The organism is Thalassospira xianhensis MCCC 1A02616, from assembly GCF_003326475.1.
Lineage (GTDB): Bacteria > Pseudomonadota > Alphaproteobacteria > Rhodospirillales > Thalassospiraceae > Thalassospira > Thalassospira xianhensis.
This window is the reverse complement of sequence record NZ_JPWA01000002.1, coordinates 266,610-290,672: the sequence shown is the minus strand read 5'-3', so window position 1 is coordinate 290,672 and position 24,063 is coordinate 266,610. Positions and strand designations below refer to the sequence as shown.

Sequence of the window (24,063 nt, the reverse complement as noted above, 5' to 3'; positions counted from 1 at the left end):
ACCGATGCCACCGATGCCACCGCCCAAGCCACCACCAAGACCACTGCCACCAAGGCTACCAAAGCCACCGCTCGTCAGAACAGCACCGCCGCCACCGCCCAGTCCGGTGGTAACTCCCAGCCCGCTACCGGCCTGGTTGACGCTAAGCCCTGCCGAAACCGGCGTGCCGGAATTGCCAATCGGGCTGGTATTGCCCAACTGGCCCGTCACGGTTGTCTGGATCGGGCCACCGGAAATGAACTGTCCGCCCGAACCACTGCCATTCGATCCCGCACTAAGCGCATTGCTGACCGGCGTCCCCGCATCCCCGCCCGATCCCGGCGTTTGCAGGATCGGCGGTATCGTTACGACCGGTGCAGGTGGCGGTGCAGGCGGCGGCGGTGGTGGTGGCGTTACAACCGGCGCGGTCACCCTTACCGTGACCGTGCTTACCGTACTGCTGTTGCCATCGATATCAGAAAGCGTCACGCTGATCGTACGGTTCCCCGCCGTCGGCGTGCCCGAACTGTTTTCATAGGCAACAGCACGCACCAGCTCTTGGATATTTGTCAGATTGGCCGAGGTATTAAAATTGATCCGAAGGGCATTGCCCGCGGCAATACCGTTTGCCAGCGTGCCGATAATCGTCCCGTTGACACGCACATTCGATCCGGCTGTCGTACCGTCAAGCGTAACAGTACCTGCCGTATCAATCTTGAGAATATCCTGCGAAGCAGTGCCACCTCCGGTGATGCTGACCGTAAGGTTGCCGCCATTGCTAAAAGCACCAGTCTGGAAGTCCGCATCCGATACGGTCGCATTCTGCCCGCTATCAAGCTTGACCGTCTGCCCGGTCGTATAGGCAATGCTGTCGCCTGAAAGACCGCCGATGGCCGGGCGGGCGGTAACATTGACCGTGACCGTATCGGTGCCGGTATCCGTGCCGTCCGATGTCAAGACGGTAATCGTTTGCGAACCAGTCGTCGTGGCTGTGTATCGCAGATTGGCCAGTGTCGTATTGACATCGGCGACACTGCCCGAAATCTGGATGGAATTGGTCCCGCCACCCGTGATGGTCGCATTGCCCGTCGCGCTAAAGGTCCCCGCACCATTCGGCACCGAGACTGTGGTGGTAACAGTCGCGCTATCGGCATCACTGACCGAGATACCGTTAATTGCCTTTGCCTCGCCCGCAACAGCGGACTGAGAGCCCGGCACGGTATTGACCGGCGCATCATTGACGGCACTGACCGCAACCGTCGCCGCGATGGACACACTTGCGGCATCCGCACCACCATTGGCCGTGCCACCACTATCGGTAATGCCGGTAAGCGTCACGACGCGGCTCGATGCACCGGGATTGTCACTGGTTGATGAATAGGTCATACCATCGACCACGGCTTGTGCTTGCGCCACCGTCAAGGTACCGCCGGTAATCGTGATCGTTGCCACGACCCCGGTGACCGAAACGTTATAGCTCAGTCCGTTGCCATCGGTGGTCGTCCCCGATGTGCCGTCGGTCAGGATAATGGCCGTACCGTCAAATGTGATACGGTCGCTGGCTTCGGCATTGGTCACCGTAAAGGTCATGCCCGAAATCGTCTGGCCGGTTTCACCCGTCCCGATGGTCACGCCAGAAAACAGATCAACCGCCGTCCCGTTTTCGGTGAAGGTTGGGGTGCCACCGGTGGCCGAAACCGCCGGCGCATCGTTGACCCCCACCACATTGACCGTGACATCAGCCGGGCTAGAGGTAAAACCACCCGACGCATCGGTTAATGTCACCCGGACCGTCCGGGCCCCCGCTGTCGGATCATCTGTGCTGTTATTGCTGTACTGTATAGCCGCCAGAAGGCTCGCGACCCGTGCCGGTGTCGCGTTCTCGTCGAAATTGATGACCAGATCGTTGCCCGCAGCAATATTGTTGGCCAGCGTACCAATCACCATGCCCCCGACACTGACATCAGATCCCGCAGTATTACCTTCAAGCGTAATCATGCCCCCGGTATCAAGCGTCAGGATATCCTGCGCCGCGTCGCTGCCTGCGGTGATGCTGACGGTCAGGTTACCGCCATTGAAGTCGGTATTGTCACTGTCGGTAACGGTCGCCGCCGTTCCGGTATCAATGGCAACCGCGCCGCCGCCTTCGCTATAGGTGACACTATCACCATTCAGATTGCCGATAACCGGCGCGAAAACGATATTCACACTGCTGGTGGCAGCCGTGCTCTCGACGTCGCCATCATTGACAACAAAGCTGATCGTGCGCGTCCCGGTCGCTGGCGAGGCGTCCGCGTTGCTGAAGGTCACGGACCGCAAGGCCGCCTGCCATTGGGCAACCGTCGCCGTCCCCCCCTCCGATTCCAGGCTCAGAACGCCGGTTCCGGCATCATAAGTCCCGGTAATATTCCCGAATGCCCCGTCGGTGGTAAAGCTTAGAGTATCTCCAGTGGCAAAACCGTTTGTGATCGACACGGTCGCCGAGGCCAGTGTGGTATCATCCACATCCAGGACCGTCAGGCTGTTACTGATGACGATCTCCGTACCACTTCCGGCCGAGAAATTGACACTGTTGCCGCCATTGGCCAATGCGGGCGCATCATTAACAGCATTCACCGTGACAGTCGAAGCGATAGTAACAGAAGCACTGTCGACACCCCCGTTTGCTGTCCCGCCACTGTCGGTAATGCCGGTCAAGGTCACGACGCGGCTCGATGTACCGGGATTGTCACTGGTTGACGAATAGGTCATCCCGTCAATGACGGTTTGTGCCGACGCTGTCGTCATACTGCCACCCGAAATCGTGACCGTCGCGATGCCGCCTGCAACTGACACATTATAAGTCAGGCTGTTGCCGCCGGTGGTGGCGCCTGACACCCCGTCCGAGAGAGTAATGGCCGTACCGTCAAACGTGATGCGGTCGCTGGCTTCGGCATTGGTAACCGTAAAGGTCATGCCCGAAATCGTCTGGCCGGCTTCAACCGTTCCGATCGTCACGCCAGAAAACAGATCAACCGCCGAACCGTTTTCGGTAAAGCTCGGCGTGCCACCGGTAGCACTCAGGGTTGGCGCGTCATTGACACCTGTGACCAACAGGGTTTTGGTCGCGACATCGGAATTGTTCGTCCCATCATTGACCGTAATGGATATCGTACGGTTCGCCGTGGATGGATCTTGGGAATTGTTGAAGTAGACAATCTGGCGAATAAGCGCCTGATACTGCGCCGCGGTAGCCGTTCCCGCTAAAGTCATAATACCGGTCGAGGAATCATAGCTGTATGTCACACCTGCGCCCTGGAAAGCGAAGGCATCTTGGACATCAAGCTGATCCCATGGCGTTTCATAGCCGCTGGTAATCTCGATGGTTGCCCCGGTCATATTGGTGGTATCAACATCAGACAGGGTAAAGCTGCTATCTATGACGACAGCCCCTCCACCTTCGGTAAATGAAGTGCTGCCCCCCGAGGTGGTTGCAACCGGTGCATCATTCACCGCCGTCGCATCAAGCGTAATGGTGCCATCCGCCGGGCCGGTATCCGCCGCGTCGCGGATACGGGTTGTGATCGTAACGTCCTGATCCCAGTTCGCCGCGGGCGTAAACGCCACCGCCGCCAAGGCCGCATTCACATCCGTCACCGACCCGGAAACGGTCCACACACCTGTGCCCGCATTATAGGTCGAAGTTGCGGACCCGAATGTTCCTGTTGTCAGTGTACCCGCGGCAATGTTGCCGACTGTCAGGGTCGCGGTAACCGTATCACCACTGTCAACATCCGTGACCACGATATCGCCAAGCGCAACACTGCCGCCATCTTCGGTAAAGGGCAATGTCTGCGTCAGATTGGTCGCCGTCGGCGCATCATTCTCCGCCGTAATGTTGATCGTCACCGTATCGGCAGTACCGTTTACCGTGCCGTCATTGGGCGTAACGGTCAGGGTTGCTGCGGTTGTGTCGTTGCTGGCCGGTGTATAGGTGATCTTGGTTGTGTCATTGAGATAGCTATTCAGGTTCGCCGCCGATCCCTGAAGGGTCATGGCCCCGCTACCTGAATTGTTAATCGTGATCCCCGTGCCGGCCGCACCGGCAATTGTTCCCCGGTCAACCGCAAGCGTCAGGGTGATGGTATCCCCATCGCCGTCCGACACATTATATGCCGATAAATCAATCGCGGTCGCGATATCCTCGGTAACGGTAACATCTGCCGGTGTACCACCCAAATCCGGTGCTGCGTTACTGACAACAGGACTGACATTCAGGTTGTCAATTGCTAATGAACCATTTGCGTCAAAGGTGAAACGCACCTCGTCAACCGCGTCATAGGCACTGCCAAAAGTCAGGGTGCCAAAATAACCGTCATCAGAGTTCGTGTCAGTGGTAGAGTAGGTGATAACACCTGCGCTATCGCTGGTGGTGAGATTGACCAACTCGGAAGTGCCAGCAACCTCCACGCCATCCTTGTATCCCACGATGGTTACGTTTGTTCCAGCAAGAGAAAAGTTGTTGCCTATATCAAAGGAATTGAGATCAAAATCTGTACCGTCGGTGGATTTAAAATAGAAATCAGTAAAGCCCTGTGTTGATTCGTAGTTCATAAAGACAGCTCTATCCCCTGCCCCACCATCATTATTGAGATGTATCGCGGCTTCACCAGCACTTGCGTTGGCCATGCCCATGGCGGAACTTGACCCGAAAGTCCAGTCACCCAGAGAAAACGATGTGACACCTGGACTAATGTTTGCACCATGAGCGTCAAAACTGTCACTGGTCGCTGCCAGAACATCGGCAAAGGACTGCATGGCAGTGTCGGCAAAGATAACCGGCGTTTCGATGTCACCGCTGGCGGCTTCCATATCCCAGTCACCGCCAAGGGCATCGGCCCCGGTCATATCGTCGGACGCGGAAATATCCGCACCGGTCAGGGCGGAAAGCTGATTGATGAAATCCTGCCCGCTGCCATCCGCACCGATATTACAGCCATAAAGAACGATATCGCCGGTTTCGGAAAGCGCATTGCCAATCAGTTGCAGCGCATCCGCATTGGCCGCAAGCGTATCAAGTGTCAGCGCCCCGCCACCAAGGTTAAGTGCGCCGGTACCCCCGTGGCTTAGGATATGCAGCCCGTCGATCCCCGACATGCCGTCCAGTACCGATGCAATATCGCTAACCGTTGCATTCTGCTGTAAAATAATGACTTCGACATTGGCACCAAGACCATCAATCAGGGTCTGATAATCCTGAACTGCCGGATCAACAATCACGACATCCTTGCGATCATTATTGGCAATACCGCCAACCGCAGCAGGTACGTGATCCGCATTATCGCCCGCGTCATTCGATGACTGGCCGTCACTATCCGCATGGGCATTTTCGGCCTCTGCCTCGGCGGCGGCATCCTGGGCGGCTTCGGCTCCTGTGGCGGCACCGGCGGCGTCGAACATGAAGCGCTGCTCAAGGGCGATAGGTGCAATATCGGACCAAGTATTCTGTACCATTGTATGGTTGCGGTCCCGTGCTGTCATGTTTGCAGCCATAATTATCACACCCCGTCTTGCGTTTCGGGCAACCCGCGTTACCCGAAAACCCCGTACTGCCTTGCAATAATTGCAATAAAACTTCCGCCATACGTTAGGCCGACACATCTCGCCAACTCTTGGATCACAAGCCCGGATGTGCCGACTGCCGTATGAACTGCTACCAAAAATAGCCGATCAAAAGACAAAAATCGAATGAACATATACCATTGACAGAATATGTCAGTTTTCTACGCCTCGGTATGCATTACCATCCTGAGGCAACCTTTTCGGGTAAATGGCATTTTAAATGTTCGCCATCGTACATGTTAAGAAAAGATAATCTATCAGTGATTGGTCTATGGTCTATATCTTTGTATAATACTTGTGACCGGTCATAATCAAGACCTGTCAGTATGGAACCTCGATTTTCAGTGTTTTTGGGGAGATGATCGTGAAGAAAACAACCATATTCTGCTTCTTGCCGACCCTGGCCTTTGCCGGGATGCTTGGCACATCGCAACCGGCCAGTGCCTGTGGGACCGAAGCCTATACTGGCGAGACCTGCATTACAGCCGCCAGCTATTGCCCGGCCAATACCGTCGAGGCATCCGGCCAGATCCTTGCTATTAACGATTATCAGGCCCTGTACTCTCTTGTCGGATGCACGTTTGGCGGTGATTGCAGGACGAGTTTCGGGATTCCTGACCTGCGGGGTCGCGCACCGGTTTCCTATGGACAGGGTCCGGGGCTGTATGCCCACCCATTCGGACAATATTACGGAACCGACGAAATCACCCAGACAATCGATCAGATGCCAGCCCATAACCACGACGCAACCTTCACCCCGAACGGTGGCGGCGGTGGCGGAACAGGTGCCTCGGTGATGGTCTCCCAGGATGCGGGGACAACCAATTCGCCCGCCGGGGGCAAGTATCTGGCAAAGGTCGATGCGGGACTGAGTTCGGTCAAAATTTACAATGACGGTACCAACCTGACCGAACTTGAAGGCGTTATCGGCGGCGGCGGCGGCGGCTCGACCGGTGGCACCGTCACGGTTGGTGTTACCGGCGGCACTCAGACCGGCGGCACCCAGCCGATGGAAGTTGCCGGGCCGCGCCTCGCGATGCGCTATTGCATCGTAACCAATGGCCTTTATCCGCCACGCCCCTGATACCGGTCAGGAAATGAAAATCACCTGTCACTATGTTTGATGACATGAGGTTCAAATGTCTGCAAAAATTTCACGAAAATCACTGACCGGGATTACCGGAATTGCCATGGCCACATCGCTCCTTGCCTTTTCCGGTTCGGCGCGTGCCTGCGGCGCGGATGCCTATCTCGGCCAGGTCTGTGCGATGGCGATCATGAACTACTGCCCGGCAGGCACCGAGTTAGCTGCGGGACAGCTCCTCGACATATCGGATAATTCGGCCTTGTTCGCGCTGCTTGGCTGTGAATTTGGCGGGGATTGCCGTTCGACATTCCGGCTTCCTGATTTACGCGGACGGGTCCCCGTGGGATATGGTTCCGGTCCCGGACTTGATACCCATCCTTTCGCCCTGCCTTACGGGGAAGAATACACCTATCAGTCGGTTGCTCAAATGCCTGCCCACTCGCACGCGGCAACCTTTACCCCGTCGGGTAGTGGGGGCGGCGGCGGAACCGATGCTGCGGTTCTGGTATCCACGGACCCGGGAACAACCAATTCACCCGCCGGGGGCAAATTCCTTGCGAAAGTCGATGCCGGGCTAAGTTCGGTCAAAATTTACAATGACGGCACCAACCTGACCGAACTTGAAGGCGTTTCGGGCGGCGGCGGAACATCCGGTGGCGGTACTGTCGATATCGAGGAAACCGGTGGCGGAAAATCCATGCCGATTGCCGGACCGCGCCTGGCGATGCGCTATTGCATCGTGACCGATGGCATTTGGCCGCCAAAATCCTGACCACGAAATCCTGATAACTTCCAGGCAGCAAGCAGCCTGGCGATGATGGATGCAACGGCAGAACAGCTCAGCCAAAACCGGACTTCCCGCAATCAGGGAAGTCCGGACGAACCTCGGGCTTTCGTATCCTCACCTGCGGAACGCAGACAGGCCGCCTCGGCCTCGGCCACGACCCACTCTGGTACCTTCCGGCCATGAAGACATTTCCGGCAACAAGCGAACCCCGGACAAATCTCATGCCTCCATCAATCTCGCCAAACAGGCCATCTCGGGCCCGCCCCCCGTTTCGGTCACTTCCGGCCATGGCGACACACCCCGACCGAGGCATAGACAAACTTCGGGCGTATACCATCCTCGCCAAAGGGCCGCCTTCGGACGAACAACCCGCTCCGGCCGCTTTCCGGCAATTCTGCCCCCCGCACCCCGGACGGACCTCATGCCACCACCAGCCTCGCCAAACAGGTCATCTCCGGCTCACGGCCCGCTCCGATCACTGCCTGCCATGGCGACATTTTCGGTAACCGATGGAGCCCGGACACACTTCGGGCATGCGCCAACTGACGATCTTCGGGTTCACCCCTCACTCCGGTCACGTTCGGCAATGGCGGCACTTTCCGCTAACCGCCGAGGTCCAGACAAACTTCGGGCGCACGGGCCCACCTGTCCACCATCGTCGGGCCACAACTCACTGCTGCCCCCTGCTGCCATTCCTGCCGCTCCCGGCAAATTTAACGCTCCTTTCCCAAAAAGACGCACCTCTCCCGTCATGACAAATGATCGGGTTAGTCCTCTTAATCCTCGGGCAGAATGCCACCGTAATGGCTCCGCCATCCGCCGATCCATATCCTGCGGAGTGTTCCGCCGCCCTGCCCGTGTCTGAGTCCGTATCTTTGCCGCATCATCCTGATCACCTCTTTCATCCGGCCCCAAACGCAAAAACCCGCAGAGCCTATAAGGCCTTGCGGGTTTCGGTCCGGGTGTATTTCTCCCGTTGACTTTTCTCTTATGCCACAAACAAAAGAACAAATCAAGAACTTTTTTAACGAAACAAGATGGAAAGAAGGATACAACCCCACGCAGCCTGCGCGCGGGCTACCGCCCGTGCTCAACCTTCAGACTAAAAACGTGACGTCTTCAGCCTTCAAGTTATGAGCACAGGCTCAGAACACAGGAAGATCTTAGATTCGAAAACTGACGCTGCAACCAATAATATACGTCTGCAATTTTCATGTATCCAAGCGGATAGCCACGCCCAACTATCTGGCTGACAAAGTTCAACTCTTTCAGCTAGCCCCAAAATCCCAAAATCTTCCCTCATATAAGAAAGCCGGAACAGCATTTCTGCTATTCCGACTTTCATCATTCAGGAGCCGACGGGAGGTCACGGCTCCCTCACTGACTAATCGACAATTCCGCCCGGTCGCCCTTAAGCGTCCATTCCATCGGATCAAGCGTCCTGCCTTCGGCTGTGATAACGCCGCTCTGATGGAACGACACCGCGCCATATTGCGTATCTTCGATACGATATGTACCATCCGTATCGACATGAACCCTGAGCTCATGATCGGCTGCAAATTTCGCCAAATCACGGCTATGGCCCAGCCGGACAACCCAGATGCTATCACGTCCGGAAAGACGCAATTCATGCCCGGCTGAGCCGCCTGTTTGCACAAGCTCCAGCGGACCGGAAGCTGATACAATCAACGCCCCCTCGCCCGAACGTGCCCACGCCCGATGTCCATCGACATGCCATTCATCAAACGCCAATGTCGGGAACCATGCATGGGTAAAATCAGGTTGCGGCTCCACACCCTCAAACCGGACAATCGCAAGATCGCGATATTGCTGAACGCGTGGAACACTTGCCGATCCGCCCCAGAAGGACGGGCGACCAAAACCGGATTGAACAATTTCGCCGGGATGGTTGACAAATATCTGTGCGCCCGGTTCGCGACCGATCCGCGCCTGAAGAAGCGTTTCCTGATATCCCCAGTCCCGCCAACGATAAAGTGCGGCACTTCCCATCGCCGTTTCACTGGTTTTGTAATGATACAATCGGCAAAACGCATTTTCGCCCTGCCAGAAAGTCCATTCCTGCGCGGTATCGCGTTTCTCCCAGCAGGCAATGTCGGCAAGATCAGGCAATTCAAGCCCATGATCACGCAACGCCAAAGCCATCTGGGCCAGGCAATTCACATGCGCCCCAAACTGCCCTTTGCCCCACAACAATCTGGCAAGACCGTTTAGTTCCAAAGTATCGGCGACGCAAAGTGAATGCTCGTAACTTCGGCCCTGCGCCCCGGTAATGACGCCGTGATGCGCCGAATTGGCAATCATGGTGATCAGTCGGGTAATGGCACCAGATGCCCGTTTCCGAATGACTTCGTCGGGTGCAAGCGCAAACAGGGCCGCCAGCCCTTTAAGATCAATCGGGAAATAGGTTCCGGAATTGAATTCCGCCATTTCGGCCGCTTCGAAATGATCGAACCACGCCATCAGACGCTCAAAGCCCGCCTGTTTCTGCGCGGTGCCATTGCGATCAGCGCGCCGGAAATGTGACTGCGGCAACAGGTTACCGGCCAGATAGGCAGAAGTATGGAACAACAATGCATGGTTTTCCGAGAAATACCACTGAACATCGTTGCCCGGCTCATCCATCCAGTAACGGAATTCAAGAATAGCGGCATCGATACGCGCGACCAAAGATGCAGGTAGACGATCCGCAAACACAATGCGCGTCCACAAAAGCGGAACCAGCGCAAAATCAGCACAGTCAAAACACTGCTCGATCCCCGGCAAAGCCGTGTTGATGATTGCCTCGGCACGCGCCAACGCCTCCTCATCCCCGACGGCCGCACAGGCAAGTGCGGTTTCGGTATCGGTTTCACCGTTCTTTGCAATCCATGCAAGGCTTTCGGCAATGCGAGCCTCAAGACTCTCCGGTGCTGGCCCGGTTACAGAACGCCAACTGACCTCCGCACCAAGCCGCGCTTCGGATGCAAAATCGCCGCACAGGAACGCAAATCCGAAATACCGGTAATCTGCCGGAAAATCGTTCGACGATGCCAGACGTACACGATCTGCCCCCACGGGAATTTCAAACGTCACATCATCATGATCATGCGACATGAAATGACCGGCAACCCTGACCCGGCCGCTAACCTTGTCCGGAAACGGCACCGGCATGACAAGCCAGATATCATCACTGTCATAGAATTTACGATCAAGATGCATGGCATCAACAGCCGCCTCGACCGCAGATACGGCCTCAGGTTCCGCCGGAAAACAATTCCCCGCCTCTGCCTTTGGGCCGTCAATCCAGGTAAGGGCAATACGGATAACCGCATCGCGCTCGCACAGATCTTCGAACTGGACGGCAACCTCGTTGTGGCCCTGATTCAGATTGGCCTCAAACTCGACCTCGTCCATGGCATTCCGGGTCGCGGGCGAAAGCCACGCAACCGCCACCCCGTTCACATACACACGCGCGGCACCACAAATGCCCAATCGCAACCGCGCAGGTCCGGCATCCTTGGCATTGATCGCCGTTCTCGCCCATCCCTGAATATGGGTTGCCCGGAACCAGAACCCCGAAAGATCAAGAAACGGTGACCCGCCTGGCAAAATGTTACGCGCCATGCGCCAGTCAGGGAACGGCAATTCGGAAATCTCTTTGCCCCGGCGTTCGGCAATATAGGCTGTCCGGCAGGGATAGGTATGCGGGATGAAGTTCTTCTCCTTTGTCAGGAAAAAGGTTGAATCCATCTCGCCTTCCATCGGCATATCCGCCACATCATATGCCCGTTCCTCAAGCGACGTGACCTGCCAATAAGGAACGGATGCTCCGGATTTAAGCAGCATGACTTAACGCAGCTCCTTAATGGCAACCGGCGAAACATCGGTATATTCCTGATTTTCCCCGGTCATGCCCCACACGAAACCATACGGCCCGGTACCGGCCCCCATATGAATGGACCAGGCCGGCGACAACACGACATCGCCATTTGCCACAACCAGATGACGGGTATTATCCGGGCGCCCCATGAAATGCATAACCCGGTCTTCATCCGAAAGATCGAAATAGCAATAGGCCTCCATGCGGCGCTCATGCAGGTGCGGCGGCATGGTGTTCCAGACCGAACCCTTCGCCGGATCGGTAATGCCCATCAGCAACAGACAGGATGGCGCGACCTCTGGATGAATATACATCGCCAGGGAACGGCGATTGCTTTTCTCGGCATCCCCCATCTCAAGGATTTTCGATTCCGCACGCGTGATCAGACGCGTCGGCACTGAATGCCCCGCCGGGACCGAATTCATATAAAAACGTGCCGGGCTTTTGGCATCATCACTGCCCAGCGAAACGGTTTCGGCACCACGGCCGATATAGAGAACATCGCGGTTTGCAAGCTCATACCGCGTTCCGTCCACCTCGATCCAGCCCGCACCGCCAAGGTTTGCAATGCCCATTTCGCGCGCATCAAAGAACAGGTTCGTCCCGACATCTTTGCCATCGCCAAAGCCAAGCGCCTTTTCCCCCGGAACGGCACCACCGACAATCATCCGATCAAAATGAGTATACGCAAAGCTGATCTGACCCGGCACAAAGAGACGCTCGACCATAAAATTCTCGCGCAACTGGGTCGTATTCATTCCATCGATCTGATCGGGACCGGCACCATAGCGTTGTTCCATAGCCACGGGATATCTCCTAAGGATGTTCCTGCACGTTCAGCCACCGTTTTGATCGGTGACGCACTTTATAAATTCGCAGAAGCAGGAAGATGGCTTCCTGTTCCACACAAGAAAAAACATCACATCAAGAAATTTTTCGTGCAATATGTAAATAAATTCCACAAACTGATGAGAATCAGGAAAGGGAAAAACATGGCAGTTAGCGGACGCACGAAGATAAGCGACATCGCCTCGCGTCTTGGGGTTTCTACAGCAACCGTATCACGCGCCCTAAGCGGCAATGGCTATGTCCGGGAACATCTCGCCTCCAGAATCCGGGCTGCGGCCATTGAAATGAACTACGCCGTTTCAAGCACCACTGCCGGGCAAAAGGTCCTGATTGTTTCCTCGCAAGAAGCCATGATCGATTTCAAACGCAGCCAGTTCACCATGTATGTTCTCGAAGGGGTTCGCGAACGCGCCGAAAGCCGGGACATCCGCATAGAATCTTACATCTATCAGCCCAACCAACGCTTCGAAGACCTCTACAACGCGGCACAGGCCCCGGATTTGATCGGTCTTTTGCTTGTTTCCGTCGATGATGCGACACTCGATTATGTGCGCGCCTCGGATATGCCTGCCGTCCTGGTCAATGGTGACGATCCGGAAATGCAGCTAAGCTCGGTCACGCCGTGCAATCGATCGGCGGCCTCCTTGGCGACCAAACATCTTATCAATCAGGGACACCGCCATATCCTGTTTCTCAATCGCCCCGGCAGGCGCACGATTCAGCGCCGCTTCGAAGGATGGCGCGACGCCATGGCCGAACATTACAATCCCGACTATGTGATTGATATCGACGACTGGACCGCCGAAGCTGCCAGCCAGCGCATTACTGAGGTCATCGATAGCAACCTTTCTTTCAGCGCCATTGTCGCTGCTGGCGATATCCTGGCAGTCGGCGCTGTTTCCGCCCTGCAAGCCAAGGGCTACAACGTCCCGAAAGATGTTTCTGTGGTCGGCATTGATGGCCTGCCCCAGGGCCAATACATGTCACCCGCGCTGACATCGGTCAAAATTCCGATGCAGACAGTCGGCGCGCTGTCGCTCGATCTGCTGATTGAAACCTGCCGACTGACCAATGCCGATATTGAAATGCCCGCACGCCGGATCGAATTGGCGTGCGAGCTCATTAATCGCGAAAGCGTCGGCCCGCCACCGGCAAAACTACGCTGACAGACATGACCGGCCAAACGTAATCAGGGCGCCACAAACCGCCCTATCGCGCAAGCCAGCCACCATCAACATTCAAAATGGCACCTGAAACATAGTCAGACGCGGGCGCTGCCAGATAAACCGCTGTTTCCGCGATATCATCAGGACGTCCCCAACGCCCGGCCGGAATACGTTCCAGAATGGCCGCAGACCGATCAGGATCATCACGCAACGCCTGTGTATTGCTTGTCGCGATATAGCCCGGCGCAATCGCATTCACATTGATACCGCGTGCCGTCCATTCATTTGCCAGAATACGGGTCAAACCGGCCACACCATGCTTGGATGTGGTGTAGGACGGAACCCGAATGCCCCCCTGAAACGATAAAAGCGACGCGATATTCACAATCTTGCCCTGCCCACCGCGCGCAAAGACCTCCTTGGCGAACGCCTGCGAGGTAAAGAACACCGCCTTGGCATTCACATCCATAACGGCGTCCCAGTCTTCTTCGGTAAAATCGATGCAATCGGCGCGGCGGATAATCCCCGCATTATTGACCAGAATGTCGATATTGGCCCCTTCAAACAGGGCCGCCCCTGCCATCGGATCAGCAAAATCAACAATGACTTCGCCTGCGACACCACCCGCATCACCGATCATTGCAACCGTCTCGCCGCAGCTTCGCCGTCCTGCACAGACAACTTCCGCACCTGCGCGTGCCATGGCGACGGCAATAGCCTGCCCTATTCCGGCATTGGCGCCGGTTACCAAAGCTTTTCGACCGCTCAGCGAGAACGCATTCATGATATAACTCCGCTTGGATAGGATTAGGTATGGGTGAACGTCACATTAGCCCAAGGAAACGCGGCAATGCCAACGTGATCCAGGGGACATAAGTGGTCAGAAGCAAGGCCGCCGATGTCGCAAAGAAGAACGGCAGGATCGGCCTTACCACCTGATCAATGCGCAGATTGGCAACCGCACACCCGACAAAAAGGACGCTCCCGACCGGTGGTGTCATCGACCCGACCCCAAGGTTAAAGATCATGATGATGCCCAAATGCACCGGATGAATGCCGATCTCGGTCGCAATCGGCAAAAAGATCGGGGTAAAAATCAACACTGCCGGCGTCAGATCCATGAAAAACCCGATGATCAGCAGGCAGACATTCATCACCAGCAAAATCACAATGGGATTGTCAAAGGTCAGAATGGTCTCGGCAATGACATCGGGAATCCCGGCAATCGTCATGACATAGGACATGATGCCCGATGCCGCGATCAGAAACAGGATCGAACAACTCGTAACCGCCGACGATTTCAAAGCTTCCAGATATTCCTGCAAGCTTGCCATCCGGTACATCAACGACAGAACAAATGAATAAAGCACGGCAACCGCCGCACCTTCTGTTGCGGTAAAAGCCCCGATCGCAATGCCGCCAATGACCAGGATAATCATCAATAAAGGCGGCAGGGCCTGCCAGGTCACATGCAGTATTTCCGACCAGCCGACACTACCTTCCGTGCGATATCCGCGGCGCACGGCAAAAAAGGTAATGACCATCATGACCGATAGCCCCATCAGGATGCCCGGAAGATACCCGCCAAGAAACAGGGCCGAGATCGACGTCCCACCCGACACCAACGAAAACAGGATTAACGGTCCGCTTGGCGGGATCAGAATACCGGTGGGTGCCGATGCAATGTTGACCGCAGCCGAAAACGCAGGGTCATACCCCTCTTTGCGTTGCAACGGCCCCATAACCCCGCCGACGGCGGCCGCAGCAGCAATGGACGACCCGGAAATCGAGCCAAACAGCATATTGGCCAGCACATTGGTATGGGCCAATGCACCGGGCATACGCCCGCCCAGCAATTTCGCCAGATTGATCAGGCGGATTGCAATACCGCCCTTGTTCATGATGTTCCCCGCCAGCACAAAAAACGGGATGGCCAAAAGCGTAAAACTGTCGATGCCCGAAAACATCTTTTGGGCGCTGACGAAACTGATCACGCTTGATGGCAAATAGGCAAAGCCCGTCACAACCGAGGAAACACCAATTGCAATCGAAATAGGCGTTCCAAGGGCAAGAAGGCCGAAAAACAGCGCAAACAGAACGATTGCCGCACCCGCAGGATCAAGCATGAAATCAACAAGCGCATCCATTTCAAACTGTCTCCTGCACTTCTTCAACCGGTGCCAGTTGGCCCAGACCGATCAGAATAATATTAAGGGCCTGCAACAGAATGATCAGGCCCGCCGACACCGGAACCGCAAGGTAAACCATCCCCATCGGGATCTGCATGATCGGCGAAAGCTGCGCCATTGCCGACATGCTTGCCCCCCAGCCACCGATCAACATCGTAAAGCTGGCAAATGCGATGGAAATAACCCCGTTCAGCATCGCCAGCCCTTTGCGCCACCACATCGGCCCCAGAAAAACCAGCAGATCAAGCGACAGATGTTTACGGCTGCCAAAACAGTAAGCCGACCCCAGAAGCGCCATCCAGATCATCGTAAATCGAAGCGTTTCTTCCGTGAACAAGGCAGGCGTTGCCAGCACATAGCGGGTGAAAACCTGCCACAGCATCAGGACCACCATGCAGCACAGCGTGATTGAAATAATCACCAGCAGCAGGCGCTCAATACCATGCTTGAGAGATTGCAACACTTCGCGTTTCCTCCGTCGAAGTTGCCTGGCGCAGACAGGCATTCTTTTTATTTCGATTATCCCCAGACCATGCGATGTGAAAACAATATCTGCAATCTGAAAATTATTTTCACAAACATTTCAGAACCGGGCTTACACGTTAAAGCAGGATGATGCAACCGGCGCTGCGCAGCCAAACTGCGCTCCATCACATTCAAAAGATTACCAAACCCGGACAAATCTCTGACATCAAAGATATTGGCGCACAATCTGTCCCAAACGTGAATGCCAACGCTCCTTTCGCGCGGCTTCCTCATGCTTGCTTGGCTGTCCGAAAATGAAAATTTATTACATATGGAAATTTTATTTTCACAATGACAGTTTTATCCACATGTCATCGATGAAATGCGGTGACATTTTCGTCACCGCCAATCGGGCGGAAAAAAATCCAAGGGAGGAAAACAATGAAATATCAGAAACTTGCCTTGACCTTAACAGCAATTGCCACTCTTGCGGTCGGCCAGGCAGAGGCCAAAACACGTTTGACTCTGGCCAATTCGCTGTCGGCGGACCATCCGACCAGCACCGCCCTGCAACAATTTGCTGATGAAGTCAAAGAACGTACAGACGGCGAAGTTACCATTCAGCTGTTCTTAAATGCGGTTCTGGGGTCCGAGCGCGAAGTCCTCGAACAGCTTCAGAACGGTGCGGTTGACATGACCCGCGTCAGTGCAGGCAACCTCGAAAACTTTGACCCGGTGTTCAAGGCATTCACCCTGCCTTATATTTTCAAGGGCGAAGACCATTTCTATCGCGTCATGACCGGACCGGTCGCAGACGAGGTCTATAACGCCACAGAAGGCAGCGGCTTTGTTGGCCTGACCTTCTTCGACAGCGGCGCACGTTCGTTCTATACCACCGATAAACCGATCAATACGCCAGAAGATCTTGCAGGCCAGAAAATCCGGGTTCTGAACTCCAACAGCTCGATCCGCATGGTCGAAATGATGGGGGGCTCCCCGACACCGATGCCCTACGCCGAAATCTATACGGCCCTGCAAATGGGCGTGATTGATGGTGCGGAAAACAACGTCACGGCTTTGACCATCGGTCGTCACGGCGAAGTCGCCAAATTCTATTCGCAGGACGAACATCTTCGCATTCCGGACTTCCTGGTGATCTCCAACGCGGCTGCAAAAAAACTCACCGACGAACAGAACACCATCGTCAAGGAAGCTGCTCTAAACGCGACTGAATCCTTCCGTGCGCTTTGGGACCAGGCCGTCAAGGATTCAACCGCAGAAGCAGAAAAGATGGGGGTGACCTTTGTCTCCCCGGATCAGGCCCCCTTCCGCGAAAAAGTCATGCCGCTGCTTGACGAGTACCGCAACGATCCGGATTTCGGCGGTCTTCTGACCCAGATTCTCGAAACCGAATAATTTTCCGCTCCGCGCCACCAAATTCCTTCAGAAAAAACAGCGAGACATAATAATGGGAACCGATACCGTCAGCCTTCACCACGAATTGAAAGAGAAAATCTCTCAGATAGTGACAGGCTTACGTAACCTGCGAGACGAAGGACAATTCAACGAGCCGAACCTTGATGGAACGGCAGGTGATTATGTCAGTTTCGATAGTTGGGAATGGCCACAGGGTGTCGGTCTGTACGGAATTGCGCAACTCTGGCTCCAGACCGGAGACGCAGAAGCGCGGAGCATTCTGGAAAATTGGTACGAAAAACAGCTTTCCCGGGGCCTGCCGCCCCAGAATGTGAACACGACAGCCCCCATGCTGGCCCTGTCCATTCTATGGCAGCAGACCCGGGATCCTCGATGGGAACCTGTTCTTGACGATTGGGCAAACCGCCTGATCGCAGACGCCCCGCGCACCACGTCCGGCGGGTTCCAGCACGATGTTTCAGACAAGATCAATAACGGCGAACTGTGGGACGATACCCTGTTCATGCTCGCCCTGTTTCTGGCATCCTACGGTCAGGCTTCCGGCCGAAAAGACCTGATCGACGAAGCCAAATTCCAGTTTCTGGTCCACACCCACTATCTTTGCGAACCCGAAACCGGCCTGTGGTTTCATGGCTGGACCTTCGATGGAAATCACAATTTCGCCCGTGCGCGCTGGGCACGTGGCAATTCATGGATTTCGGCGGGAATACTCGATCTGATTGATCTTGCCGATCTTGATGCCGCCACACGCCGCTATCTGCTGTGGGTTGTCAAGGCACAGCTATCAAGCCTTATCGACTATCAGACCCAAAACGGTACTTGGCACACACTGGTCGACGATCCAACTTCTTACGAGGAAATCTCGGCAACCTCTGCAATCGGTTATGCGCTGCTCAAAGGATATCGGCTGGGCCTTGGCCCCGAAAGCTGGAAAACGGCTGGTCAAAAGGCTCTGCATGCCGTGCTCGAAAACATCGACAGTAATGGTGTCGTGCAACAGGTTTCCTACGGCACCCGCATGGGACATGACCTTGAATTCTACAAGAACATCCCCCTGCACCCTACCGGCTATGGCCAATCCATGGCGCTTCTATGTCTCGTCGAAGCCCTCAATCACATTGTCGAATAGAATTGCGCTTCAACTGAAGTTTCGAAAGCCCCTGTCCGCATTGCGGCAGGGGCTCTTTTTATAAGTTTTCAGCGAAGCCTATCGGCCAAAATCGAACCAAAATCACGACAAGACAATGATCCGGCAAGGTCTGCTGTTCGCGTGTCCGGATTTTTCAGCATTTCGGCAATTGCCTTATCCAGCCTGTTTGCAGCCTGCTGCAAATCGCTGCGGCCAGCTTCTGCCCCCTTCCAATCCAGAAGCAGAACGGTCGACAGCAAAAGCGATACGGGGTTGGCGATATTCTTGCCTGCAATATCGGGGGCTGAACCATGCGATGCCTGCGCAATCGCATTTTCATCCCCGACATTGAGTGACCCGGAAAGCCCAAGCCCACCGGCCAGCTCCGCCGCCTCATTCGAAAGGATGTCACCAAACATGTTGGTCGTTACAATCACGTCAAACGCATCTGGCGTTCTGACCAGAAGTGATGCCATCGCATCAACATGTTCTTCGCGAACCGTAAGTCCGCCCTGCTCGGCTGCTGCTTTCTCTGCTTCGGATAAAAACAGACCGTCACTAAGCTTTAAAACATTGGCTTTGTGCACAATGGTCAGATGCCCGCGACGTTTGGCTGCAAGGCGCGCAGCAAATGCCGACACCCGGTAACTTCCCTGACGCGTCACCTTGCGCATCGCCAGCGCAAGATCAGGGGTTGGCATCACCTCGCCGGTGCCCGCATACATGGTGCGATCGGCATAAAAACCTTCTGTATTTTCACGCACAATCACCAGATCCATATTCCGGGCCAAAGCAGGAAGACCTTCAAACACCTTCGAAGGCCTTACATTGGCATACAGATCAAGATTGATGCGCAATGCCGCAGAAGGATTGATCCCCCCCTGATCTGCCGGAGGATAATGCGCGGTATCAACCGGCCCCAGAATGGTCAGATCGGCCTTGCGGGCACGCTCGATCAATTCCGGGGTAATGGTGGCACCGTGTTTTTCCAATGATGCAAATCCGACATCTTCGCTGGTAAATTTTAGCCCCAGCGAAAATGAACGGTCCAATGCCTCAAGCACATTGCGGGTGACAGCCGTAATTTCCGGTCCGATCCCGTCGCCCGGCAATAAAAGAACATCCACGACCCTAAACCTCCGTCAGAATATTTTCAGGAACAAGAACCCGACCTTCAAACAACCGGCGTGCGGTGCGGATCACCCCGCCGGAAATCACCGAAAGATTTGGCCCCGATCCTTCGATGGTAAGTTCAACTGCAATCATGCCACTTGGATGTTCAATCTGAATCCACTGTTGCGGCAAGGCCTTGAGACTGATCATACCATCAACGATGCTTCCTGAAAGTGATGCGCAACTGGCAACACAAATCGCGCCGGTCACCGCATGGGTCGCATGGCAATTATGCGGCACAAAATAGCGCGATGTAATATCGCCACCTTTTGTCGGCTCGGACAGAATGGCCATTTTCGGAACAACCTTGCCGGTACAATCGCCAAGCCCCATCAGTTCCGATGCTTTGCGGCGCACGGCTTCCATCCGTGCAATCAGTTCTGCATTGCCGTCAAGCTGTGCCTTTGTTTCGTTCCCCGTTATTCCAAGATCGCGGGCGCGAAACATCACCATCGGAACCGCTACATCAATACAGGTCACTTCAAGCCCGTCGATATAGTTGATCGGTTTCCCCGTTGGCAGGAGCCGACCGGTTTTGCTGCCCATGATATCCTTGAACCGCAATATCAGCGGGGACGCTGTCCCGGGCACGCCATCAATCGCCGCATCCCCGCTATAGGTCACCTTTCCGCCCGGTGTTGCAACCAGCACATCAACCAACGCGCCAACATTTTTATTGTAAATGCGGACCAGCGTTTGATCCCCTGTAACCGGTACCAAACCGGCCTCAATCGCAAACGGGGCAACTGCTGCGGTCATGTTCCCGCAATTTGGATTAACGTCAACCTCTGCCCTGTCGATGGCGACCTGGGCAAACAGGAACTCGACATCCGCATCCGGTCGGCTGGACGGCGCAACAATGCATGATTTGCTGGTTAACGTATCGGCACCGCCAATTCCATCAATCTGACGTTTGTCTGGTGACCCCATCGCAGCAAGCAAAAGGCGATCACGCGCGGCAACGTCTTCGGGCAAATCACTGGCCAGAAAGATCGGCCCTTTTGATGTCCCGCCGCGCATCATCACGCAGGGAACGGCATGTTGGTCATTCACAATCACGGTATTTTTCATGTCGATCACCCCAGCGGCCAGGGAAGTTCAATCAGGTCCTGAAGCATCCCGGCCGGGAAATCGAGAACCAGTGACCACGCAAGAACACAAAGCCCGCCAATCGCAAGCCCGGTTAAAAGCAACGTCCGAAGCCACGATGCCTTTGCCTTGACCCGAAGGAAGGCCATGAAGAACCCGGTAATCGCAATCAGGAACCCAAACACGGCGGTTGCTGCAACCATTCCGGCAACCCAAAGAACGTAGTGCCAAAGACCTGCGGTCGGCTTCACGTCCTGATGTTCAAGGTCAAATTCATGATCAAAATTGGCCGCATGCGACGGTGGCGATACAATCAATTGCCAGATCAAAATCGCCGAAACGACAAACATCACCACCGAAACCGCACCGGTAAAGACACTGCCAAGGAAGGAATGCTGCGTTGCATCCCAAATTCCGAACGCAAAGAACGCCAGAAGCACGCCCGCAAACAGGATTTGCGGCCAGCGTTTCGGATTGTGGGAATGGCTGCTTTCTTCTTCTTCAACCGGATTTACCGGGTGTTTTCGCATCCCCATAAGAACGGAAATGACTGTCAGAGCCGCGATAATTACCACACCTGGACGGGTCAAGAATTCCCAGTTGTAGAATTGCAGGGCCTGATAAAGATAGGTTTCCGTGTTGGATGCGAGCACAAAACCAATCAGAAACGCCGGGCGAGGCCAGCCAAAGCGTTTCATCAGCACGCCAAGAACACCAAGCACCAACAAGGCGATCATATCGGAAAGGGAACGCGTCGCCTGAAACGCAGCAAAGCAGATGACCGTAATCATGAACGGCGCAAGGTAACCGTATTTGATTGTCGTCAGGCGCGAGACGAAAGGCGAAATCAGCAATGCACCACCAGCACCAACCACATTGGCAATCGCAAGCGACCAGATGATCGTGTAGGTGATATCAAGATCGCGCCCGACCATTGCTGGGCCGGCTTCAAGACCAATCAGGACCATACCGCCAAGAAAAACGGCCATGCTGCCCGATCCGGGAATACCAAACAGCAAGGTGGGAACAAGCCCGCCGCCCTCCTTGGCATTGTTTGCGCTTTCCGGTGCCAGAACACCACGGATATCGCCCTTGCCGAATTGCGATTTGTCTTTTGCGGTCTGGACGACATGGCCATAGGCGATCCAGTCGACAACACTTCCGCCAAGCCCAGGCAGGGCCCCGACAATACTGCCAAGACCGGCACAACGCAGGCACAACCATTTGTGACGGATCATATCCCGAACGCCGTCGCGCCATCCCAGACCAAGGGTGCCCTTATCAGAAATAGATCGATTTTGCCGGCACAGGTCGATGATTTCAGGGAACGCAAACATGCCTAGCCCGACAATGACGAGTGGCAGACCATCCATCAGATAAACAGAGTCAAAGCTCATGCGGAGTTCGCCGGTGGCCGGAGCCGCACCAAGTGCACCCAGCAGTAAGCCAAGGCCTGCAGCAATCACGCCCTTGGGCAGGCTTTTACCGGCAAGAACGCCGACCATCGACAGACCAAGAACAGCAAGCATAAAGAGTTCGGCCGAACCAAATGCCAGGATCAGAGGCCGCGCGATCACGACAAAGCCGGTCAGGATAACAGCACCCACCAGTCCCCCGACCAAGGATGCCGAAAATGCAGCCCCCAGCGCACGGGCACCATGGCCTTTTTTGGCCAAAGGAAAACCATCAAGAACTGTTGCTTGTGATGCACTTGATCCCGGTATCCCCATCAAGACAGATGTAAAGGTATCCGAGGTCGGGATAACAGCAACAAGACCGATCAACATGGCAAGTGCCGAAATCTGGTCCATGCCATAAATGAAGGGTAACAGAAGAGACAGCCCGACAATTCCGCCCAGACCGGGCAGAATGCCGACAATCATGCCCATTCCAACCCCCAGCAAAAGATACATCAGATGGGTTGGCTGCGCGAAATGAGACAGTGCCGTCATCATTGCATCAAGCATCAGGAAACTCCGTCAAAAGACAAAGTTCGCCCGTTCCCTTGAAACGACCAGACAGTCGCAGGGTGAAAAAAGCGGGGTGGACAAGGCCACCCCGATCAGGAAACGGGAGACTTCAGATTTTCAGTTAGAACTGAACCGAGTATTTATCGGTCAGCCATTTTTGCACCCACTCACGGGCTTCCTCTGGAACGTTCACAGCCGTGCGGAAAATACGCTCTGCAGGCTCGCCAACGATCTGTTTGTATTCGCCAAGCGTTGCCTGTCGATCAGCAAGAAAGCTTTCATCTTCGGTTGCTGCCTGTGCCGCTTCACGATAGGCCTGCACGATTTCCTCAGGCGTATCTTTTGGCAGGAAGACCATTTTCTGAGCCGGGAAACCGGCAATGAAAAAGGCTTTGTAAGCATCCCAGGCGGGACCTGAAGGTTTTTCACCCTTCATCATTTCGTATGCTTCGGGGAAACTTGGCAGGTCGGGGAAGGAAGGATCGCGCACGATATTGCCGTCATCGTCGATCGCCCCCCACGAGAACAGCGGAACGGCGCTGCCGATATCAACAAGTGGTGTAACGTTGTTAATAAAAGCCGACGAAGTCTGGTAATCGATATTGACTTCGCCACGCTCAAAGGCAAGACGACCGGCCCCGCGGCCTTTCATGCCAAACACGGCATCGACATCAAGTCCCAGCAGCTCAAACGCTAGCAACGGAACCAGATCAAGGGACGTCGCGCCCTGACTTCCATAACGCAACTTGACGGTTTCAAGTGCTTTCATGTCAGCAGCCGACTTAAGACCCAGATCGGAATTCACATAAACAACCCCCCCCGTCGGCGAAGCCAAAACCACGCGCCAGTCACGCATTTCATATTGCACGCGTTTGTCGCGCAACAGATACGGAAACTGGGTTGAGCCGGAAGTTCCGATAGCGGTCAATCCATCAGGTTTGGCACGGGCTTCAAACTGGTTCGCCCCCGAAGTCGAACCACCGCCCGGAATGTTCTTGACGACAACGGTCGGGTTTCCCGGCAGAAAGACACTGAAATACGGTGCCCAGAACCGTCCCCAGGTATCAGTCCCCCCACCTTCACCGAACGGAATAATCAGTTCGACACGATCCCCGGCAAAGTCGGCATCCTGTGCGGTTGCTGTACCGGCAAAGCCAAAAGCAATTGCCGCAGCCGCACACGCGGTCTTGAATGATTGATTAACGGTTTTTCCCCATGACATTGGGCTTTCCCTCCATAACGGTTGTTTTCTCTCGAACGGA

Annotated in this window: 15 protein-coding genes; 5 read left to right on the top strand and 10 right to left on the bottom strand. The window is 55.1% G+C overall.

Translation table 11 applies throughout. The features are described 5' to 3' along the window. A partial coding sequence (locus TH5_RS03670) for a DUF4347 domain-containing protein (protein ID WP_167443451.1) occupies positions 1-5,472 on the bottom strand: 5,472 nt, incomplete at its 3' end. Between the two features lie 472 nt (positions 5,473-5,944). On the opposite strand from TH5_RS03670, the gene TH5_RS25440 reads away from it, so the two are divergent. Both TH5_RS25440 and TH5_RS03660 read left to right on the top strand, forming a co-directional pair. Then, a complete protein-coding gene (locus TH5_RS25440; RefSeq protein WP_167443450.1) occupies positions 5,945-6,664 on the top strand; it encodes a phage tail protein in 720 nt (239 codons plus the stop codon). Positions 6,665-6,719: 55 nt separating this feature from the next. Next, on the top strand, positions 6,720-7,439 hold the full coding sequence (locus TH5_RS03660) for a phage tail protein (RefSeq protein WP_114120700.1): 720 nt from the start codon (positions 6,720-6,722) through the stop codon (positions 7,437-7,439). Between the two features lie 1,392 nt (positions 7,440-8,831). On the opposite strand, the gene TH5_RS03655 is transcribed toward TH5_RS03660, so the two are convergent. Together TH5_RS03655 and kduI are read right to left on the bottom strand one after the other, a co-directional pair. Continuing rightward, positions 8,832-11,300: a hypothetical protein gene (locus tag TH5_RS03655; protein WP_114120699.1), complete on the bottom strand. Its 2,469-nt coding sequence runs from the start codon at positions 11,298-11,300 to the stop codon at positions 8,832-8,834. Positions 11,301-11,303: 3 nt separating this feature from the next. Next, on the bottom strand, positions 11,304-12,134 hold the full coding sequence (gene kduI, locus TH5_RS03650; RefSeq protein ID WP_037992780.1) for a 5-dehydro-4-deoxy-D-glucuronate isomerase: 831 nt from the start codon (positions 12,132-12,134) through the stop codon (positions 11,304-11,306). Positions 12,135-12,326: 192 nt separating this feature from the next. Here kduI and TH5_RS03645 point away from each other — a divergent pair, with 192 nt between their 5' ends. Beyond that, on the top strand, positions 12,327-13,349 hold the full coding sequence (locus TH5_RS03645; protein ID WP_007090680.1) for a LacI family DNA-binding transcriptional regulator: 1,023 nt from the start codon (positions 12,327-12,329) through the stop codon (positions 13,347-13,349). Between the two features lie 43 nt (positions 13,350-13,392). Here the strand turns inward: TH5_RS03645 and kduD are convergent, their stop codons facing one another. From kduD to TH5_RS03630, 3 genes are read right to left on the bottom strand one after another with little or no spacing between them, the layout of a single operon-like run. Beyond that, on the bottom strand, positions 13,393-14,133 hold the full coding sequence (kduD, locus tag TH5_RS03640; protein WP_114120698.1) for a 2-dehydro-3-deoxy-D-gluconate 5-dehydrogenase KduD: 741 nt from the start codon (positions 14,131-14,133) through the stop codon (positions 13,393-13,395). 40 nt (positions 14,134-14,173) lie between these two features. After that, entirely contained in the window at positions 14,174-15,496 is a 1,323-nt protein-coding gene (locus tag TH5_RS03635) for a TRAP transporter large permease (RefSeq protein WP_244204810.1), read from the bottom strand. 1 nt (position 15,497) lies between these two features. Beyond that, positions 15,498-16,001, bottom strand: coding sequence for a TRAP transporter small permease (locus TH5_RS03630; protein WP_167443449.1), 504 nt, complete (start codon positions 15,999-16,001; stop codon positions 15,498-15,500). Positions 16,002-16,444: 443 nt separating this feature from the next. Between TH5_RS03630 and TH5_RS03625 the strand changes: the two genes are divergently transcribed. After that, the gene (locus tag TH5_RS03625) at positions 16,445-17,419 is read left to right on the top strand and encodes a TRAP transporter substrate-binding protein (RefSeq protein ID WP_114120696.1); all 975 of its coding nucleotides are present in this window, start codon (positions 16,445-16,447) and stop codon (positions 17,417-17,419) included. A 52-nt stretch (positions 17,420-17,471) separates the two neighbouring features. Further along, entirely contained in the window at positions 17,472-18,569 is a 1,098-nt protein-coding gene (bglB, locus tag TH5_RS03620; RefSeq protein ID WP_114120695.1) for a beta-galactosidase BglB, read from the top strand. Positions 18,570-18,637: 68 nt separating this feature from the next. Here bglB and TH5_RS03615 read toward each other — a convergent pair whose 3' ends face one another. The 4 genes from TH5_RS03615 to TH5_RS03600 all read right to left on the bottom strand — a co-directional run bounded on the left by TH5_RS03615 (position 18,638) and on the right by TH5_RS03600 (position 24,023). Next, complete coding sequence (locus tag TH5_RS03615) at positions 18,638-19,696, bottom strand: isocitrate/isopropylmalate dehydrogenase family protein (protein WP_114120694.1); 1,059 nt, start codon at positions 19,694-19,696, stop codon at positions 18,638-18,640. Between the two features lie 4 nt (positions 19,697-19,700). Continuing rightward, positions 19,701-20,813, bottom strand: coding sequence for a 4-oxalomesaconate tautomerase (locus TH5_RS03610; RefSeq protein ID WP_051682459.1), 1,113 nt, complete (start codon positions 20,811-20,813; stop codon positions 19,701-19,703). A 5-nt stretch (positions 20,814-20,818) separates the two neighbouring features. Continuing rightward, entirely contained in the window at positions 20,819-22,798 is a 1,980-nt protein-coding gene (locus tag TH5_RS03605; protein WP_114120693.1) for a tripartite tricarboxylate transporter permease, read from the bottom strand. Positions 22,799-22,922: 124 nt separating this feature from the next. After that, entirely contained in the window at positions 22,923-24,023 is a 1,101-nt protein-coding gene (locus TH5_RS03600) for a Bug family tripartite tricarboxylate transporter substrate binding protein (RefSeq protein WP_114120692.1), read from the bottom strand. Positions 24,024-24,063 lie beyond the last annotated feature (40 nt).

What these genes read in the sequence shown, in the direction of transcription:
- TH5_RS03660 (WP_114120700.1), top strand. Translation starts at nt 6,720, where the DNA reads ATGTCTGCAAAAATTTCACGAAAATCACTGACCGGGATTACCGGAATT.
- TH5_RS03655 (WP_114120699.1), bottom strand. Translation starts at nt 11,300, where the DNA reads ATGCTGCTTAAATCCGGAGCATCCGTTCCTTATTGGCAGGTCACGTCG.
- kduI (WP_037992780.1), bottom strand. Translation starts at nt 12,134, where the DNA reads ATGGAACAACGCTATGGTGCCGGTCCCGATCAGATCGATGGAATGAAT.
- TH5_RS03645 (WP_007090680.1), top strand. Translation starts at nt 12,327, where the DNA reads ATGGCAGTTAGCGGACGCACGAAGATAAGCGACATCGCCTCGCGTCTT.
- kduD (WP_114120698.1), bottom strand. Translation starts at nt 14,133, where the DNA reads ATGAATGCGTTCTCGCTGAGCGGTCGAAAAGCTTTGGTAACCGGCGCC.
- TH5_RS03635 (WP_244204810.1), bottom strand. Translation starts at nt 15,496, where the DNA reads ATGGATGCGCTTGTTGATTTCATGCTTGATCCTGCGGGTGCGGCAATC.
- TH5_RS03625 (WP_114120696.1), top strand. Translation starts at nt 16,445, where the DNA reads ATGAAATATCAGAAACTTGCCTTGACCTTAACAGCAATTGCCACTCTT.
- bglB (WP_114120695.1), top strand. Translation starts at nt 17,472, where the DNA reads ATGGGAACCGATACCGTCAGCCTTCACCACGAATTGAAAGAGAAAATC.
- TH5_RS03610 (WP_051682459.1), bottom strand. Translation starts at nt 20,813, where the DNA reads ATGAAAAATACCGTGATTGTGAATGACCAACATGCCGTTCCCTGCGTG.
- TH5_RS03605 (WP_114120693.1), bottom strand. Translation starts at nt 22,798, where the DNA reads ATGCTTGATGCAATGATGACGGCACTGTCTCATTTCGCGCAGCCAACC.
- TH5_RS03600 (WP_114120692.1), bottom strand. Translation starts at nt 24,023, where the DNA reads ATGTCATGGGGAAAAACCGTTAATCAATCATTCAAGACCGCGTGTGCG.